At 64.5% G+C, this 16,082-nt stretch carries 14 protein-coding genes and 4 tRNA genes; 4 read left to right on the top strand and 14 right to left on the bottom strand.

The features are described from left to right. Positions 1-126 precede the first annotated feature (126 nt). From IB255_RS25360 to IB255_RS25320, 9 genes are all read right to left on the bottom strand, one after another. Entirely contained in the window at positions 127-1,506 is a 1,380-nt protein-coding gene (locus tag IB255_RS25360) for a TolC family protein (RefSeq protein ID WP_081518614.1), read from the bottom strand. 2 nt (positions 1,507-1,508) lie between these two features. Then, positions 1,509-2,822 carry an HlyD family type I secretion periplasmic adaptor subunit gene (locus tag IB255_RS25355; protein WP_081518615.1) on the bottom strand — a complete coding sequence of 438 codons (1,314 nt, stop codon included), beginning with the start codon at positions 2,820-2,822 and terminating at the stop codon, positions 1,509-1,511. Further along, a complete protein-coding gene (locus IB255_RS25350; protein WP_081518616.1) occupies positions 2,803-4,578 on the bottom strand; it encodes a type I secretion system permease/ATPase in 1,776 nt (591 codons plus the stop codon). Before IB255_RS25350 ends, IB255_RS25355 begins: the two co-directional genes overlap by 20 nt. A gap of 299 nt (positions 4,579-4,877) precedes the next feature. Next, the gene (locus IB255_RS25345) at positions 4,878-5,918 is read right to left on the bottom strand and encodes a TerC/Alx family metal homeostasis membrane protein (RefSeq protein ID WP_081518617.1); all 1,041 of its coding nucleotides are present in this window, start codon (positions 5,916-5,918) and stop codon (positions 4,878-4,880) included. 34 nt (positions 5,919-5,952) lie between these two features. After that, entirely contained in the window at positions 5,953-6,642 is a 690-nt protein-coding gene (locus tag IB255_RS25340) for an HAD-IB family phosphatase (protein ID WP_192211024.1), read from the bottom strand. Positions 6,643-6,996: 354 nt separating this feature from the next. Continuing rightward, positions 6,997-7,072, bottom strand: a tRNA-Gly gene (locus IB255_RS25335). Positions 7,073-7,146: 74 nt separating this feature from the next. Beyond that, a tRNA-Gly gene (locus IB255_RS25330) sits at positions 7,147-7,222 on the bottom strand. Positions 7,223-7,306: 84 nt separating this feature from the next. Further along, a tRNA-Gly gene (locus IB255_RS25325) sits at positions 7,307-7,382 on the bottom strand. Between the two features lie 2 nt (positions 7,383-7,384). Next, positions 7,385-7,460: transfer RNA gene (locus IB255_RS25320), tRNA-Glu, on the bottom strand. Positions 7,461-7,675: 215 nt separating this feature from the next. On the opposite strand from IB255_RS25320, the gene IB255_RS25315 reads away from it, so the two are divergent. Both IB255_RS25315 and IB255_RS25310 read left to right on the top strand, forming a co-directional pair. Then, positions 7,676-8,446 carry a hypothetical protein gene (locus IB255_RS25315; protein WP_192211023.1) on the top strand — a complete coding sequence of 257 codons (771 nt, stop codon included), beginning with the start codon at positions 7,676-7,678 and terminating at the stop codon, positions 8,444-8,446. Between the two features lie 48 nt (positions 8,447-8,494). Next, positions 8,495-9,157 carry a glutathione S-transferase family protein gene (locus tag IB255_RS25310; RefSeq protein ID WP_151187689.1) on the top strand — a complete coding sequence of 221 codons (663 nt, stop codon included), beginning with the start codon at positions 8,495-8,497 and terminating at the stop codon, positions 9,155-9,157. A gap of 59 nt (positions 9,158-9,216) precedes the next feature. Here the strand turns inward: IB255_RS25310 and IB255_RS25305 are convergent, their stop codons facing one another. Both IB255_RS25305 and IB255_RS25300 read right to left on the bottom strand, forming a co-directional pair. Beyond that, a complete protein-coding gene (locus IB255_RS25305; protein ID WP_192211022.1) occupies positions 9,217-9,699 on the bottom strand; it encodes a GAF domain-containing protein in 483 nt (160 codons plus the stop codon). Continuing rightward, complete coding sequence (locus IB255_RS25300; RefSeq protein WP_081518622.1) at positions 9,696-10,592, bottom strand: ATP-binding protein; 897 nt, start codon at positions 10,590-10,592, stop codon at positions 9,696-9,698. Before IB255_RS25300 ends, IB255_RS25305 begins: the two co-directional genes overlap by 4 nt. A 94-nt stretch (positions 10,593-10,686) precedes the next feature. On the opposite strand from IB255_RS25300, the gene IB255_RS25295 reads away from it, so the two are divergent. Beyond that, a complete protein-coding gene (locus IB255_RS25295) occupies positions 10,687-13,068 on the top strand; it encodes an ATP-binding protein (RefSeq protein ID WP_412548135.1) in 2,382 nt (793 codons plus the stop codon). A 1-nt stretch (position 13,069) separates the two neighbouring features. Here the strand turns inward: IB255_RS25295 and IB255_RS25290 are convergent, their stop codons facing one another. The 3 genes from IB255_RS25290 to msrB all read right to left on the bottom strand — a co-directional run bounded on the left by IB255_RS25290 (position 13,070) and on the right by msrB (position 14,578). Further along, complete coding sequence (locus tag IB255_RS25290; protein WP_081518624.1) at positions 13,070-13,540, bottom strand: MarR family winged helix-turn-helix transcriptional regulator; 471 nt, start codon at positions 13,538-13,540, stop codon at positions 13,070-13,072. Then, positions 13,540-14,022 carry a glutathione peroxidase gene (locus IB255_RS25285; protein WP_081518625.1) on the bottom strand — a complete coding sequence of 161 codons (483 nt, stop codon included), beginning with the start codon at positions 14,020-14,022 and terminating at the stop codon, positions 13,540-13,542. The genes IB255_RS25290 and IB255_RS25285 overlap by 1 nt, the downstream gene beginning before the upstream one ends. 160 nt (positions 14,023-14,182) lie before the next feature. After that, positions 14,183-14,578 (bottom strand): peptide-methionine (R)-S-oxide reductase MsrB, encoded by a 396-nt coding sequence (msrB, locus tag IB255_RS25280; RefSeq protein ID WP_081518626.1) that lies wholly within the window; start codon positions 14,576-14,578, stop codon positions 14,183-14,185. A 291-nt stretch (positions 14,579-14,869) separates the two neighbouring features. Between msrB and IB255_RS25275 the strand changes: the two genes are divergently transcribed. Continuing rightward, positions 14,870-16,081: a pyridoxal phosphate-dependent aminotransferase gene (locus IB255_RS25275; RefSeq protein ID WP_081518627.1), complete on the top strand. Its 1,212-nt coding sequence runs from the start codon at positions 14,870-14,872 to the stop codon at positions 16,079-16,081. The last annotated feature ends 1 nt before the right edge of the window (position 16,082 follow it).

Here is a 16,082-nt window from a genome sequence, read left to right as displayed (position 1 = left end):
GTCAATCCGGCACTTTTGCGGGAGCCACACACACGCAAAGACGACGACCGGCAGCGGGGATTCTGCTGGCCGCGCACGGGCGGACGCCGGAGTTGCGAGGGCGCTCGCGCACCCTCCAAGAGGAGATCAGGGACGCGGGAAATCCTGGCTGCTGCCGCCGGCACTGAGCCAGCTATTCACACTCTGCACACTCTCGATCGGCGGCTTGCCCGCCCAGCGGTTGAGGGTGAAGACATTGCTGAGGAACTCGTACTGGGTCTTGAGCAGGTCGCGCCGGGCGCGGAATTCGTTGCGCACCGCGGCCAGTACATCCACCGCATTGACCATGCCGTAGCCGAGCGCCTTCTCCGCCGACTCCCGCGACTTGTGCGCCGAGACCAGGGCCAGGCGATTGGCCTGGATCTTCTCGCCGTTGGAATTGGCCGTGAGGTAGGCGCTGGTGATCTCCTTGACCACCCGCCGGCGGATTTCCTCCAGTTGCTCCTCGGCCACCAGCTGGTCCTGGTACAGCCCGCGCACCCGCGCCGAAGTGGAGCCGCCGCTGTAGATCGGCACCTGCAGGCCGACGCCGGCGACATAGCTGTCGGTGCGCGGCGCCAGGGAGTTGTTGTAGCCCTCGTTGGTCTGCTGCGCGCTGAGGTTCAGGCTCAGGGTCGGGTAGTGCCCGCCCTTGCCGCTGCGCAGTGCCGCCTCCGCTGCCGCGACGCCACTCTCCCGTGCCTTGAGCGCCGGGTTGAGGGCAATGCCGTCGCGCACCCAGTTCTCCAGACTCTGCTCCGAGGCCTGCAGGCGCACGTCATCACGGACCCGGCTGAGCCGCTCCTTCACCGGCCGGCCGACGATCTCGGTGAGTGCTTCGCGACTGATGATCGCCTGGTTGCGCGCCTCCAGTTCCTGCGCCGCGAGCAGGTCCACCCGCGCCTGCAGGTCGAGCTGGTCGGTCACCAGGGCCAGTTGCTTGGCGTACAGCGCATTGACCCGGTCAAGGCTTTCCTGGGTGGTGCGGCGCTCGGCAATCACCAGCTCCAGCTCGTCCTCGGCGGCCAGTGCAGTGAAGTAGCGCCGCGCCAGTTCCACTGTGGCCTCGGCCTGGGCATCCAGCGCCTCGGATTCGGACTGCAGGGCCATGCTCTTGAACTTCTGGTAGTTCTCCCAGGCCGCCTTGTTGTAGAGGTACTGGCGCAGCACCAGGCTGTAGTTCTCGCTGTCGTAGCTCTCGTCGATCAGGTCATTGCGCTGGTGGATCTGGTTGGTCCCGGCGTTGACCGACAGCTGCGGCAGCAGCACGCCCATGGCCTCGCGCTGGTACTCCTTGCCCGCCTGCGCATGGGCGTAGGAAGCCAGTATCTGCGGGTCCTCCAGCCGCGCCTCGTGGTACAGGTGCAGCAGGTCGGTGGCGTCATCGGCGACACTGACTCCAGCGGGCGCCACCGTAGAGGTCTGCGCCAGAGCGGCTCCCGCCGCCAGCATCAACGCCCCCGCCAGCACAAAGGAAGATGCAGCCATGGTCATTCCTCGATCATCGATTGGGAAAGGGCGTTGCGCGCCGGCTGCATCAGGTACTGCAACAGGGTGCGTTGCCCGGTGATGATCAGCACGTCCGCCGGCATGCCCGGCAGCAACTTGCGTTCGCCCAGCGCACGGGCACCTTTCTCGGTGACCCGCACCCGCGTCAGGTAGTAGGCGGCGTTGGTCCTTTCACTGACCAGACGATCCGCCGAGACGTTGATCACCTCGCCCTCGATGACCGGAGTGGTCGCGCTGTTGAAGGCGCTGAAGCGAATGTCCGCGCGCTTGCCGATGGCCACGCGGTCGATGTCCACCGGCGGCACCTGGGCCTCGATCACCAGCTCGGACACCGAGGGCACGATGTCCAGCAGCGGCGTCGCCGGCCGCACCACGCCGCCCACGGTGTGCACCGTCATGCCGATCACCATGCCCGCGTCGGGCGCGCGAATGACGATGCGGCCCAGGCGGTCCTGCAGGGACGAGCTCTTCTCCTGCAAGTCGTAGATGCGCGTCTGCACCTCGGCCAGTTGCTTGGCGACCTCGGCGCTGAAGTCCTTGTCGATCTGCAGGATCTGCAGCTGCGTTTCGTTGATCTGCAGGCGCGTGCGGTTGATGGTGGAGCGGTGATCGGCGACTTCCGCACGGATCATCTCCAGCTTGCGCTGCTGCTCGAGCAGGCGCTGCTTGTCGACGTAACCCTGCTTGAGCAGATCGGACAGCTCGCCGATCTCGCCGCTGTAGGAATTCGCCAGCTGGACCTTGGCGCCGATCATCGATTGCAGCCCGTCGATCTGCTGGTTCAGTTGGCCGATGCGCTCGCGCAGCACGGAAATCTGGCCCTGCCGCGAGCCCTGGCGAGCGTTGAATACCTGCGTCTCGCTCTGCCGCGCCTCTACACCGCGGGGGCTGGCCAGATCGCCAACACCGTCGAAATCGATTGCGGTCTGCGCATCGCGTTCGGCCTTCAGCCGCGCCTCCATGGCCTCGGCGGCGATCAGCTGGCTGCGCGTCATGTCGAACTCGAAACGCAGCTGCGCGTCGTCGAGCACGATCAGCGGGGCATCGCGTTTGACGATGTCACCGTCGTGCACCAGCACCTCCTTGACGATGCCGCCTTCAGGGTGCTGCACCGTCTTGCGGTAAGCCTGCACGGTCACCACCCCCGGCGCGTAGACCGCGCCGTCCAGCGGTGCGAATGCTGCCCAGGTGCCGAACAGCCCGAATGTCACCGCGACGATGGCCAGCCCCACGCGGCGGACCTTGAGGTCCGACACAGGCAGGTCGGCAAAGCTCTCAATGGGGTGACTGGGCATCGGCGTCATCCTTGTGGGTATCCACCGGAGCGATGCTCGCGCCCGCCGGCATGGGCCGTTGCTGCACCTGTGGCTGCTGCCTGGCGGTGAGTTCAGCCAGCACCTGGTCGCGGGGGCCGTAGAGCGTGACGGTGCCGTCGTTCATCAGCATCAACCGGTCCAGCTGGGAAACGAGGTTGGTGCGATGGGTGATGACGAACACGGTCGCGCCGCTCAGTTTGAGCTGGTGGATGGCGGCCGCCAGGGCGCGATCACCGACGTCGTCGAGGTTGGAGTTGGGTTCGTCGAGCACGATCAGCCGCGGGCTGCCATACAGCGCGCGGGCCAGGCCGATGCGCTGGCGCTGTCCGCCCGAGAGCATCAGCCCTTCGCTGCCGATGACGGTGTCGTAGCCATCGGGCAGCAGCAGGATCATCTCGTGGACGCCGGCGATCTTCGCCGCCTGGATGACCTTCTCCGAATCCAGCTCGGTGAAGCGGGCGATGTTCTCGCCCACGGTACCCTCGAACAGCTCGATGTCCTGGGGCAGGTAGCCGATGTGCGGGCCGAGGTCGTGCTTGTTCCAGGTACTGATGTCCGCGCCGTCCAGGCGGACGACGCCATGCAGCGGCGGCCAGACGCCCATCAGCGCCCGCACCAGGGTCGACTTCCCCGCCGCACTCGGGCCGATGATGCCCACCACGCAACCGGCGGGCACGCTGAAGCTGATGTTCTTGATGATCGGCGTCATCGAGCCGGGCGCCGCGACGACCAGATTCTCCACCTGGATATGTCCTTGCGGTGCCGGCAGCGGCATGCGCTCGGGTTGCGCCTGCAGTTTTTCGAGGATGTCGTTGAGCCGGTTGTACTGCGAGCGGGCCGAGATGAAGCCCTTCCAGCTGCCGATGATCAGGTCCAGCGGCGCCAGCGCCCGGCCGAGCAGAACGGCACCGGCGAACACCATGCCCGGTCCCACCTGGTGATCCACGGCCAGGTAGGCGCCCAGCCCCAGCACCAGCGACTGCACCAGCAGGCGGAAGGTGCGGGAAATGGTGCTGATGATCGCGCCCTTGTCGCTGGCCAGGGACTGCAGCAACAGCACGCCGCGCTGCCGCGCGCCCCAGCGGTCCATCAGGGTTTCCAGCATGCCCATGGACTCGATGACTTCGGCATTGCGCAGGTTCTTGGTGGTGTGCAGCGTCGCCGCGATGTGCTCCTTGTTGGCCTGCGCCAGGGCTGGCGCGGTGAGCTTCTCATTGATGATGGCGAGCACCAGCAGCAACACCGCGCTGCCCACCGCCACCCAGCCCAGCCAGGGGTGGAAGAGAAACATCACGGCGATGTAGATGGGCAGCCAGGGGGCATCGAAGAAGGCGAACAGACCACTGCCGGCGAGGAACTGGCGCAGGCCGGTCAGGTCGTTGAGTGGCTGCGCTGAGGTGTCCATCCCGCCGCTATGCAGCGCACGCTTGAAGCTGGCCTTGTAGACCTGGCGGCTGAGCAGCACATCGAGCCTGGTGCTGACCCGCACCAGAATGCGCGAACGGACCCATTCCAGGGAGCCGAGGGTGATCACCAGCAGGGTCATGATCAGCGTCAGCATGGTCAGCGTGGTCAGGCTGCCACTGGTGATCACCCGTCCGTAGACCTGCAGCATGTAGAAGGTCGGCACGAGCATCAGCGCGTTGATGAACAGGCTGAAGAATCCCACGAACAGGAAACTCTCGCGGCAGGCCTGCAGCGCGCTTCGAAGGCTTTCTTCAGGAGTACTTCGCATGGAAACCTCTGCTCGAGAGGCCAACCTGAGTGGAGCTTAGATCAGGCCAATTGCCGCTGTGCGGCCAATGGCCATGCCACCTGCGGCACGGAGCGAAGTCCGTGAAAAACTCGTGAAAAATCTGCGCACCCAGCGCGTTCGAGCGATACGTGGCAGCTCATTCGAACCGCTCTACGGCGGCCCCTGGCACCAAATGAGACTGGTTCCGCCGAAACCCTGAAAAATCCGATCACCGGCTTGAGCAAACAAAAAAAGCCCGCGGTGAGGCGGGCTTTCTACGTAGCGGTATTTTGTCCGGATCAGCGCTCGGAGGCCTCGGCCTGAGCGTCCTCCTTGCCCGGGAACAGCAGGCTGGCGAGTATGCCCAGCGCCAGGACCACCAGCACCACGATCAGGCTGGTATTGGCATCGATGCTGATGCCGTGGTGGAACAGATGGTCAGTGGCGTTCAGGCCCAGCTTGGCAGCGATGAAGAACAGCAGAACCACCACGGCCTTCTCCAGGTGCACCAGGTAGCGCTTGAGCGCTTCCAGCACGAAGTACAGCGTGCGCAGGCCGAGGATGGCGAACAGCATGGCCGAGTAGACGATCAGCGGCTCGCGGCTGACGGCGATCACCGCCGGTACCGAATCGAAGGCGAACAGCACGTCCGACACCTCGACTACCACCAGGCAGAGGAACATCGGCGTGGCGAACAGCGCGCCCTTGGCGGCCAGGCTGATGCCCTTGTTCTCCGGCTTTAGCACTTCGCTTTCGAGCTGCTTGCGCCCCACGAAGAAGCGGCCACCCAGCAGCTTCGGCCAGACCGGGAACAACTTGCTGGCGAAGCGGTAGGCCAGGTGCTGGGAATAGTCCTCCTCCTCGTCCTCATCGTTGCCGCCCTTGAGCATCATCACGCCGGTCCAGGCGACGATGACGGCGAACAGGATTTCCACCCAGGGGCCGAAGGCCAGCAGACCGGTGCCGATGGCCACGAAGATGGCGCGGAACACGATGGCGCCGATGATGCCCCAGTACAGCACCCGGTGGCGCAGACCGTCCGGCATCTTGAACCAGGCGAAGATGGCGATGAACACGAACAGGTTGTCGACGCTCAGCACCTTCTCCAGCGCGTAACCGGTGAGGAACAGGCTGGCCACCTGGGCCCCGTGCTGGATATAGAGGAAGCCGGCGAAGCCCAGGGAAATCGCGACCCAGAAGATCGACCAGCCCACGGCTCCCGCCAGGGAGATGGGCTTGTTGTCCCGGTGGGTCGCCATGTCCAGCAGGAGGGCAACCAGGGCCAGCCCGATGAAAACCGCCATTGTCAGTGGGGGAAAACCTATATGTGTCTGTTCCAAGATTGCAGCTCTCGAAAAAGGAATGTCGATCGGATCAGGCGGCCGGGCTCGTCGGGCCGGATGTACGTCGCCAGCGGGGATGGAAGGCCCGCCAATGCGGGTCCTGGGCGGCTCGCAGCAGGGCGTGGTCACCCTGGGTATCGCCCCAGGCGCGTAGCCGGTAATCCGTGAGGGGGCCGTACTTCGCCTGCAGGCGCAGCACCTTGTTCTCGGCCCGGCAGTTGCCGCCAACGATGCGGCCGGTGAGGCGGCCATCGACGACCTCCAGCTCAGTGCCGATCAGCCGGACGCCCAGGCGCTCGGCGAAGGGCCGCAGCACCAGTGCCGGTGACGCCGAGCAAAGGGTCACTTGCGCCCCTGACTCAAGCTCGGTGGCCACACCGCGCAACCCTTCCGGACGCAGCAGATAGCCCCAGATGAAGCGGCAGTACGCTTGCGCGCGATCCGACAGCCATTTCGCCTCGATGCCCCGCAGGAACACCGCAATCAGGCGGGCCTTGAGTTCATCGCGACTGACTCGCCGAACAAGGAATGCCAGGCTTGGCAGCAACAGGGCGGGCAGGCGCCGCAGGCATCCGAGCGTGCCGAAAGCGAACCAGAGGAACGGCAGAAAGCTGTCATGGCGGGTCAGCGTGCCGTCGAAATCGAAAACCGACAGGACACTGCCCGCGCTCGGCGGACACTCGCGGCGGCCTGATTCCAGGCGATTCAGCAACTCCACCATTCGCTCAGCAACCTCACCAGGGCGACCAGGAATTCCCGCTCATATCGCCGCCAGGCGGCACGAACGGGGCCCGCTCCATCGCGGGGCGATCGAGCGCAGGCATTCTCGGGCGCCCATCCGGGCCGACAAACGGGATTTCCCTCAGGGGTGCGTCGGAATCTTCTTTAATACAGGCGCGCGATGGGTTTCGCGCGGATAAGGCGCAGCCGGTTCGAGGCTCAACGGCGAGTATCGCGAAGGGAGCGTGCCGGACGGACGCCGGGGAGTACGAGCTGGAGCGTCCCGATCATGGCGGCGGGACGCTTTTTCAGCGCACAAACGAAAACGCCGCCCTGATGGGCGGCGTTTCGATTCTGGAGCGGGAAACGAGACTCGAACTCGCGACCCCGACCTTGGCAAGGTCGTGCTCTACCAACTGAGCTATTCCCGCATCAACCTGCTGTAACCTTCAGCTTTCGCCGGAGGTTAACGAAAACGCCGTCCTGATGGACGGCGTTTCGATTTTGGAGCGGGAAACGAGACTCGAACTCGCGACCCCGACCTTGGCAAGGTCGTGCTCTACCAACTGAGCTATTCCCGCAGCAACTTGTTGCAACCTTCAGCTTTCGCCGAAGGGTAACGCCATTTCATCTTTCGGTCACCGCCGTGGCGATGATCGAGAATCTGGAGCGGGAAACGAGACTCGAACTCGCGACCCCGACCTTGGCAAGGTCGTGCTCTACCAACTGAGCTATTCCCGCAATGGCGTCCCCTAGGGGACTCGAACCCCTGTTACCGCCGTGAAAGGGCGGTGTCCTAGGCCACTAGACGAAGGGGACGCGGCCCGGAACTTAACATCTTTCCGACTTCGCCGTTCTGGCAGTTCTGCGTTTCGCGTCGAAGTGGCGCGCATTCTAGGGACGCTTTGTTAGGTCGTCAACCCTCCAGAGAAATATTTTTTAAATCAAAGACTTCTGAGTAAAAACTGAGCTGCCGCTATCAGCAGTATCACTAAGACATTACACTCGCGGAAAAACATCCGGAGCACTCCACGGTGTCGCCAATCGTCATTACGGTCCTGGTTCTCGTCGGTATCGCCCTGCTGGTCGCCATCGGCTACATCAATCACCTGGTGGAAAACCGCAAGCTGGAGCAGGCGCGCCTGAAGGCTGATCTGTCCGACCGCTGCCGGCGCTGCGCCGATGTTTCCGAGTCCCTGCCCGGCCAGTTCATGTCGCCGGCATTGAAGCTGCTGCTCAGCGGCTTCGAGCTGAACCTCAGCGAACGCCTGCTGGCCGTGGATAAACAGAACGCCGCGCTGAAACAGCGCATGGACGAGCTGCGCGGCCTGGTCGCCAAGGGCGAAGCCATCCCGGTGAAGAACGCGCCGCAGCCGATCCTCACCGAGGCCAAGGCCAAGGACGTGCGCTTCCTCTTCGAAGCACTGCATGCCCAGCTCACCCGTTGCGCCCAGGACAACATGCTGCCGCGCGCCGAGGCACAGAAGTGGGTGAAGGAAATCCGCCACCTGCTCACCCTCCTCCATATAGAGTTCTTCGGTAACCTCGGCCAGCAGGCGCTGCAGCAGGGCCAACCGCGCCAGGCACGCCTGGCCTTCGAGCGCGGCACGCAGTACCTGCAGAAGCAGCCGGAGATCGGCCGCTACCAGGCGCAGCTCAAGCAGATGGAAGCCCAGCTGGCCCACGCCAACGCCCTGGTGCTGGAAACCTCCCAGCCCGCCCCGGATGAACCGAGCGAGCTGGGCGACGGCCTCAAGGCGCTGGACGAAGACGATATCTGGAAGAAGAAGAACCTTTACGACTGATCCATCGTCGAATCAGAACCCCGGCCACCTTCGCCCCAGGAGCCTTGCATGAGCCTCGTCGTCTTCGGCGCTCCGCTGTCCCCCTTCGTCCGCAAAGTCCGCCTGTTCGCCGCCGAAAAAGGCTTCGACTACCAGCTGGAGAACGTCAACCCGTTCAACCAGCCGGACTGGTACCGCGAACTGAACCCGCTGCGCCGCGTGCCGGCGATCCGCGACGGTGACTTCACCCTCGCCGACTCCAGCGTCATCTGCCACTACCTGGAAGACCGCGACCCGCAGCGCACCCCGCTGTGCGGCACAAGCGCCGCATCCCGCGCGCGGATCAACTGGCTGGAAAAATACGCCGACTACGAGCTGGCCCCGCTGACTACCTTCACCGTGTTCCGCAACCGTCTGCTCAAGCCACTGATGGGCAAGGTCTGCGATGAAGTGGCGGTAAAAGGCGCCATGCAGGAGAAGCTCCCGGAGCACTTCGATTACCTGGAGAAGTGCCTGGGCGAACAGCAGTGGTTCGTCGATGACCGCTTCAGCCTCGCCGACATCGCCATCGCCTGCCAGCTGGTGAACCTGCGTCACGGCGAGGAAGAGCTGGACGCCCAGCGCTGGCCGAAGCTGGCCGCGCACTTCGAGCGCACCCTGGCCCGCCCTGCCCTGGCCGAGATCGTCCAGGGCGAGCTGCAGATCATCGCCAAGATCATGGCCAAGCGCTGAAGCGGCGCCGGCCATGAAAAAGCCCCGCCTAGGCGGGGCTTTTTGTTATCGGCGAACCATCAGCAGTCGGAAAGGCGCAGGAAAATCTCCACCACGCGTTCGATACCGGCCTGATCTTCCGCACTGAAACGGCCGACCGACGGGCTGTCCAGGTCCAGCACGCCGATCAGGCGACCGTCCTTCACCAGCGGCACCACGAGCTCGCTGTTGGAGGCGCTGTCGCAGGCGATGTGGCCGGGGAAGGCATGCACGTCTTCCACACGCTGGGTTTCACGGGTACGTGCCGCAGCGCCGCACACGCCCTTGCTGAACGGAATGCGCACGCAGGCGACCTTGCCCTGGAACGGGCCAAGCACCAGCTCTTCGTTGCGGTTCAGGTAGAAGCCGGCCCAGTTCAGGTCCGGCAACTCATTGAACAGGAACGCGGAAAACTGCGAGGCGTTGGCAATGAAGTCGCGCTCATCGGCGAACAGCGACTCCGCCTGGGCGGCCAGCAGCGCGTAGCCGCCAAGGCCGGCGCCGGCCTGTTGCAGATCGATCATGGGGTGTCTCCTTCCAGCAATTGTCGGCCCACCCAGTAGCGGGCGAATTGATAGGCACAGCGGCCATTACGGTTGCCGCGTCCGAGCGCCCAGCGGATGGCTTCCTTCTCCAGTTCCTCGTCCCAGGCCCAGGCGGCGAGCCCGGACTTCTGCGCGAGCACCTCGATCCAGTGGCGCACCACACTGAGGAAGTGCTCCTGGGTGAAGGGATAGAAGGACAACCACAGGCCGAAGCGGTCGGACAGGGCGATCTTGTCTTCGACGGCTTCGTTGGGGTGCAACTCGCCGTCGACCATCTTCCAGTTCTCGTTGTCGCTCTGTTTTTCCGAAACCAGATGGCGCCTGTTCGAAGTGGCGTAGAGCAGCACGTTGTCCGGGGCCTGCTCCAGCGAGCCGTCGAGTACGCTCTTGAGGACACGGAAATCGCCCTCGCCCGCATCGAACGACAGGTCGTCGCAGAACAGCACGAAGCGCTGCGGCAGCCCCTGGATCAGCTCGACCACGCGCGGCAGGTCGGCCAGGTGGTCACGCTCGATCTCGATCAGGCGCAGCCCCTCGCCGGCCAGTTCCGCCAGCAGCGCGCGCACCAGTGAGGATTTGCCGGTGCCGCGGGCGCCCCACAGCAACGCGTGGTTGGCCGGCTGGCCGGCCACGAATTGCCGCGTGTTGCGCGCCAGTTGCTCGCGCTGCCGGTCGACACCCAGCAGGTCGGCCAGGCGCAGGTCGAGACTGACCTTCAGCGGCTGCAGGTAGCCGCTGCGGCCGTCACGGTGCCAGCGCGCCGCCAGGCTGTGCTGCCAATCCACTGTTTCGCGGACCGCGGGCAGCAACGGTTCCAGGCGCGCCATCAGCGTTTCGGCGCGGGCGAGAAAATCGTTCAGACGGGAATCCACGTGAGTCTCCAGGCTCTACAGGGGAAAATCTCCGGGCGCATGCTCGGGAATTTCTTCGCCTTCGGGCTATCCCGACAGACGGTTCCGATGGGCTATGCTACGCCGCAGGAAAGCTTCTGCGAGGCGACGCTCCGCAACCATGGATATTGCGCTCACACATCGCCTCTCGTTCAAACAGGCCAGCCTGACGGTGCTGGTGGCGTTCATCCTGGGCACCTTGCTCAGCCTCATCCAGGTAGGCGTCGATTATGCCAGCCAGGACGCCTCCATCAACCGCGAAGTGCGCGCCCTGCTGGACGTCAGCCACAACCCCGCCGCGCGCATTGCCTACAACATCGACGCCGAGCTGGCCCAGGAACTGGTCGTGGGCCTGCTGCGTTCGCCCGCGGTGATCCGCGCCGAGATCATCGACAACGCCAACGTGCCCCTGGCCAGCGCCGACCGGCCGCCAGCCCAAAGCCACCTGCGCGGCCTCAGCGACTTCCTCTTCGGCGAGCAGCGCTCCTACGAGGAACCGCTGTTCGTCGAGCACGCACCGGCAGAATCCCTCGGCGTGCTGCGCCTGGAGATCGACACCTTCGTCTTCGGCAACGACTTCCTGCGCCGCGCCGGGATGACCTTCCTCTCCGGCTTCGTGCGCAGCCTGATGCTCTCGCTGATCCTGCTGGTGCTCTTCTATGCGCTGCTGACCAAGCCGCTGGTGAGCCTGATCGACGCCCTCTCCCGCCACGACCCGCGCTCACCCTCGCGCCTGCGTCTGCCTTGCCCGCGCGGGCACGAGCGCGACGAGATCGGCGTGCTGGTGGAGGTCACCAACCGCCAGCTCAATCGCATCTCGGTGGAGATGGAACAGCGCCGCGAAGCCGAAGACCGCCTGACCCAGTACCTGGAAGAACTGGAAAGCATCGTCGCCGCGCGTACCGCTGAACTGAAGGCGGCCAACGCACGCCTGACGCTGTCCAACCAGGAACTGGAACAGGCGCGGCAGACCGCCCTGGCCATGGCCCAGGCGCGCGGCAACTTCCTGGCCAACATGAGCCACGAGATCCGCACCCCGCTCAACGGCCTGCTGGGCATGCTCGGCCTGGCGCTGGATGGCCCGCTGACCGCCGAACAGCACCAGCAGCTGTCCATCGCCCATGACTCGGGCAAGGTACTGGTGGAACTGCTCAACGACGTGCTCGACCTCTCCAAGTTCGAGGCCGGCCAACTGCAGCTGGAACAGATTCCCTTCGACCTCGGCACCCTGGTGGAAGACACCGCCAGCCTGCTGTCGCAGAACGCCGGCCCTGCCGTGGAGCTCACCTGCCTGATCAGCCCGCAACTGCCGGCACAGCACTCCGGCGACCCGACGCGGGTGCGCCAGGTGGTCAGCAACCTGCTGTCCAACGCCCTCAAGTTCACCCGCTTCGGCCGCGTCGACGTGCGCGTCGAGCCGCTGGGAGCCGAATCCCTGCAGCAAGGCGTCCGCATCAGCGTGCGCGACACCGGCATCGGCGTGGCGCCCGAGGCCTTGCAGAAGATCTTCCAGCCCTTCACCCAGGCTGACGCCGGCATCGCTCGCCAGTACGGCGGCACCGGGCTGGGCCTGGCGCTGACGCGCAAGCTCTGCGAGGCAATGAAGGGCGAGCTTAGCGTCACTTCCGAGCCGGGCCTGGGCAGCGAATTCATCGTCACCCTGCCCCTGCAGACTTTGGAGCCGGCGCAACCGCTGGCGAAGCTTAGCGGCAAGCTCATCGTGCAATGTGCCGCCAGCAGCGGGCTCGCCGCGCTGCTGCAGAACTGGCTGGCAGAATGGGGCGTGGACTACCAGCGCCTGGACATCGACGAAAGCCTCGCCGGCGTGGAGCTGGACGCACTGCTCTCGGACTGTCCGGACTGCCTCGTCGTGCTGCGCCAGAACGTCACCAAGCCGGTGCTGTTGGTCACGGCCTACGGCAACTTCCTCGAACCCGAACTGGCACAGCGCCTCGCCCCGCTGCGGCAGTTGGCGCGACCAATGTCCCGCGCGGTGCTCTACCAGGCGCTGAAACAGGCCTTCGAGCACCAGCCGCCACCCTCATCCAAGGCGACTGGCGCCACCTCACAGGAGCAGTTCTCCGCCCGCGTGCTGCTGGTGGAAGACAACCCCGTCAACCAGTTGGTCGCACGCGGCCTGCTGCAGAAGCTGGGCTGCCAGGTGGGCATCGCGATCAACGGCGAGGAGGCGCTGAAGCAGCTCGAGGGTGCCGAGTTCGACCTGGTGCTGATGGATTGCAACATGCCGGTGATGGACGGCTACCAGGCCACCCGCGAAATCCGCGAGAGTGGCCGCTGGCCGGACTTGCCGGTAGTTGCCCTGACCGCCAACGCCCTGCCGGAGGAGCGCGAACGCTGCCGCGCTGCCGGCATGGACGACTACCTGGCCAAGCCCTTCCACCGCGACGAGCTGGCGGCCATTCTCGAACGCTGGGCCGGGCCACAGCCGCGCGGCTGAGTCAGGCGTCCAGCTTCGACAACTGCAGCAGCAGGCTGTCCAGCTGCTCGCGCAGGCCGTCGGTGACGCTCAGGTCGATGCCGCTGCGGCAGAGCAACTCCTCTCGCAGCGGCAGCACCTTCTCGCGTAATGCCACCCCTTCCGCGGTCAGCCCCAGGTGCACTTCGCGCTCGTCATGCTGCGCACGGCGGCGCAGCACCAGGCCCAGCTGCTCAAGGCGCTTCAGCAGCGGCGTGAGGGTGCCGGAGTCGAGCGTCAGGCGCTCGCCGAGCGCCTTTACCGACGGCTGCTGCGGGGGTTCGGCCTGCCACTCCCAGAGCACCAGCATGGCCAGGTACTGCGGATAGGTCAGGCCGAGCGCCTCGAGCATCGGCCGGTAGCCACGGATCACCGCGCGGGACACGGCGTACAGGCGGAAGCACAGCTGGTTGTCCAGCTGCAGTTCGGCCGGCAGGGATACAGCCTCTTTCATCACAGCAGCGCTTCGATCTCGGCGGACAGTTGCTCGGGCTTGGTGGTCGGGGCGAAACGCTTGACCAACTGGCCGTCCTGGCCGATCAGGAACTTGGTGAAGTTCCACTTGATGCCCTGGCTACCCAGCAGGCCGGGAGCGCGCTTCTTCAGTTGTACATAGAGCGGGTGGGCCTCGGCGCCGTTGACGTCGATCTTCTTGAACAGCGGAAAGCTCACGCCGAAGTTCAGCTCGCAGAACTGGGTGATCTCCCCTTCGTTGCCCGGCTCCTGCTTGCCGAACTGGTTGCAGGGGAAGCCGAGCACTACCAGGCCCTTGTCCTTGTACTGCTTCCAGAGCTTTTCCAGCCCCTTGTACTGCGGGGTGAAGCCGCACTGGCTGGCGGTGTTCACCACCAGCAGAGCCTTGCCGCCGAAGTCGGCGAGGGTCTTCTGTTCGCCCTTGATGGTGGTCACGGGAATGTTCAGCAATGCATCGCTCATCGGGCCTGGCTCCGGAGGAAGTGGGAACTCCAAGAATAGTGATCAATTAAATTGCGCGCAATTCAATTGATCACGAATCACCCGATGAAGTAGCGAGGAATCATGATTCCTACAGGTGAACGCCCAAAAGAAAAGGCCCGCTCGGTGGCGGGCCTTGGGGTCATTCCTTGGGCACCAGCTTCAAGGATGCCGAGTTGATGCAGTAGCGCAGCCCGGTCGGCCGCGGTCCATCAGGGAAGACATGGCCCAGGTGCGCATCGCACTTGCCGCAGCGCACTTCGATGCGGTGCATGCCGTGGCTGAAGTCTTCCAGTTCCTTGACCACCTCGCCGTTCACCGGCTGGAAGTAGCTCGGCCAGCCGCTGCCCGAATCATATTTGGCGTCGGAGTCGAACAGCGCGGTGCCGCAGCACACGCAGTGGTAGATACCGGGCGTCTTGGTGTCGTGGTACTCACCGGTGAAGGCGCGTTCGGTGCCGCCCAGGCGGCAGACATGGAACTGCTCGTCGGTGAGTTCGTCACGCCAGGAATCCAGGGGCTTTTCCAGCTTTTCCATCGATCTGCCTCCATTAATGGAAAAAATGCCCGATGCCTCCTTTTCCGGGAATCGGGCCGCACGTATGATGCGCGTGGTTAACGTCAGGTTCAGAATCTGCCGCACAGAGACATTCTCGCGATATAAAAGCCTTAAAAACTCTAATTTTTCGAGAATTCCACTGTTTTCCTGTCGATTTTCAGGGTCGACACCAGGGAAAAGCACTTCCGAACCGATCATTTGACGCCAGTCTGTCACCCGCGTTACAGCCTGCCAAGTCGCCGGCCGCGGACTATTTCGGAATCCCAGATCATGCAGGTCACCAAATCGAACAAGCTCGCCAACGTCTGCTACGACATTCGCGGGCCCGTGCTCAAGCACGCCAAACGCCTGGAAGAGGAAGGCCACCGCATCCTCAAGCTGAACATCGGCAACCCGGCGCCGTTCGGTTTCGAGGCGCCGGACGAAATCCTCCAGGACGTCATCCGCAACCTGCCCACCGCCCAGGGCTACAGCGACTCCAAGGGCCTGTTCAGCGCGCGCAAGGCGGTGATGCAGTACTACCAGCAGAAGCAGGTGGAAGGCGTCGGCATCGAGGACATCTACCTGGGCAACGGTGTGTCCGAGCTGATCGTCATGGCCCTGCAGGCGCTGCTCAACAACGGTGACGAGGTGCTGATCCCGGCGCCCGACTACCCGCTGTGGACCGCCTCCGTCGCCCTCTCCGGCGGCAAGCCGGTGCACTACCTGTGCGACGAGCAGGCCGGCTGGTTCCCCGACGTCGCCGACATGAAGGCGAAGATCACCAGCAACACCAAGGCCCTGGTGCTGATCAACCCGAACAACCCCACCGGCGCGGTCTACTCCAGGGAAGTGCTGCTGGACATCGTCGAACTGGCGCGCCAGCACAACCTGGTGATCTTCTCCGACGAGATCTACGACAAGATCCTCTACGACGAGGCCCAGCACATCTCCACCGCCTCCCTGGCACCGGACGTGCTCTGCCTGACCTTCAACGGCCTGTCCAAGTCCTACCGCGTGGCCGGCTTCCGCTCCGGCTGGATCGCCATTTCCGGCCCGAAACACAAGGCGCAGAGCTACATCGAAGGCCTGGACATCCTCGCCAACATGCGCCTGTGCGCCAACGTGCCGAGCCAGCACGCCATCCAGACCGCCCTGGGCGGCTACCAGAGCATCAACGACCTGGTGCTGCCGGGTGGGCGCCTGCTGGAACAGCGCAACCGCGCCTGGGAACTGCTCAACGACATTCCCGGCGTCAGCTGCGTGAAGCCCATGGGCGCGCTCTATGCCTTCCCGCGCATCGACCCGAAGGTCTGCCCGATCCACAACGACGAGAAATTCGTCCTCGACCTGCTGCTTTCCGAGAAGTTGCTCATCGTTCAAGGCACCGCTTTCAACTGGCCCTGGCCGGATCACTTCAGGGTGGTTACCCTGCCGCGTGTCGATGACCTGGAACAGGCCATCGGACGCATCGGCAACTTCCTGAAAACCTATCGCCAATAAC

This window comes from Pseudomonas sp. PDM22 (assembly GCF_014851965.1).
Lineage (GTDB): Bacteria > Pseudomonadota > Gammaproteobacteria > Pseudomonadales > Pseudomonadaceae > Pseudomonas.
The sequence above is the reverse complement of the archived record's forward strand: the minus strand, read 5'-3'. Positions and strand labels throughout refer to the sequence as shown.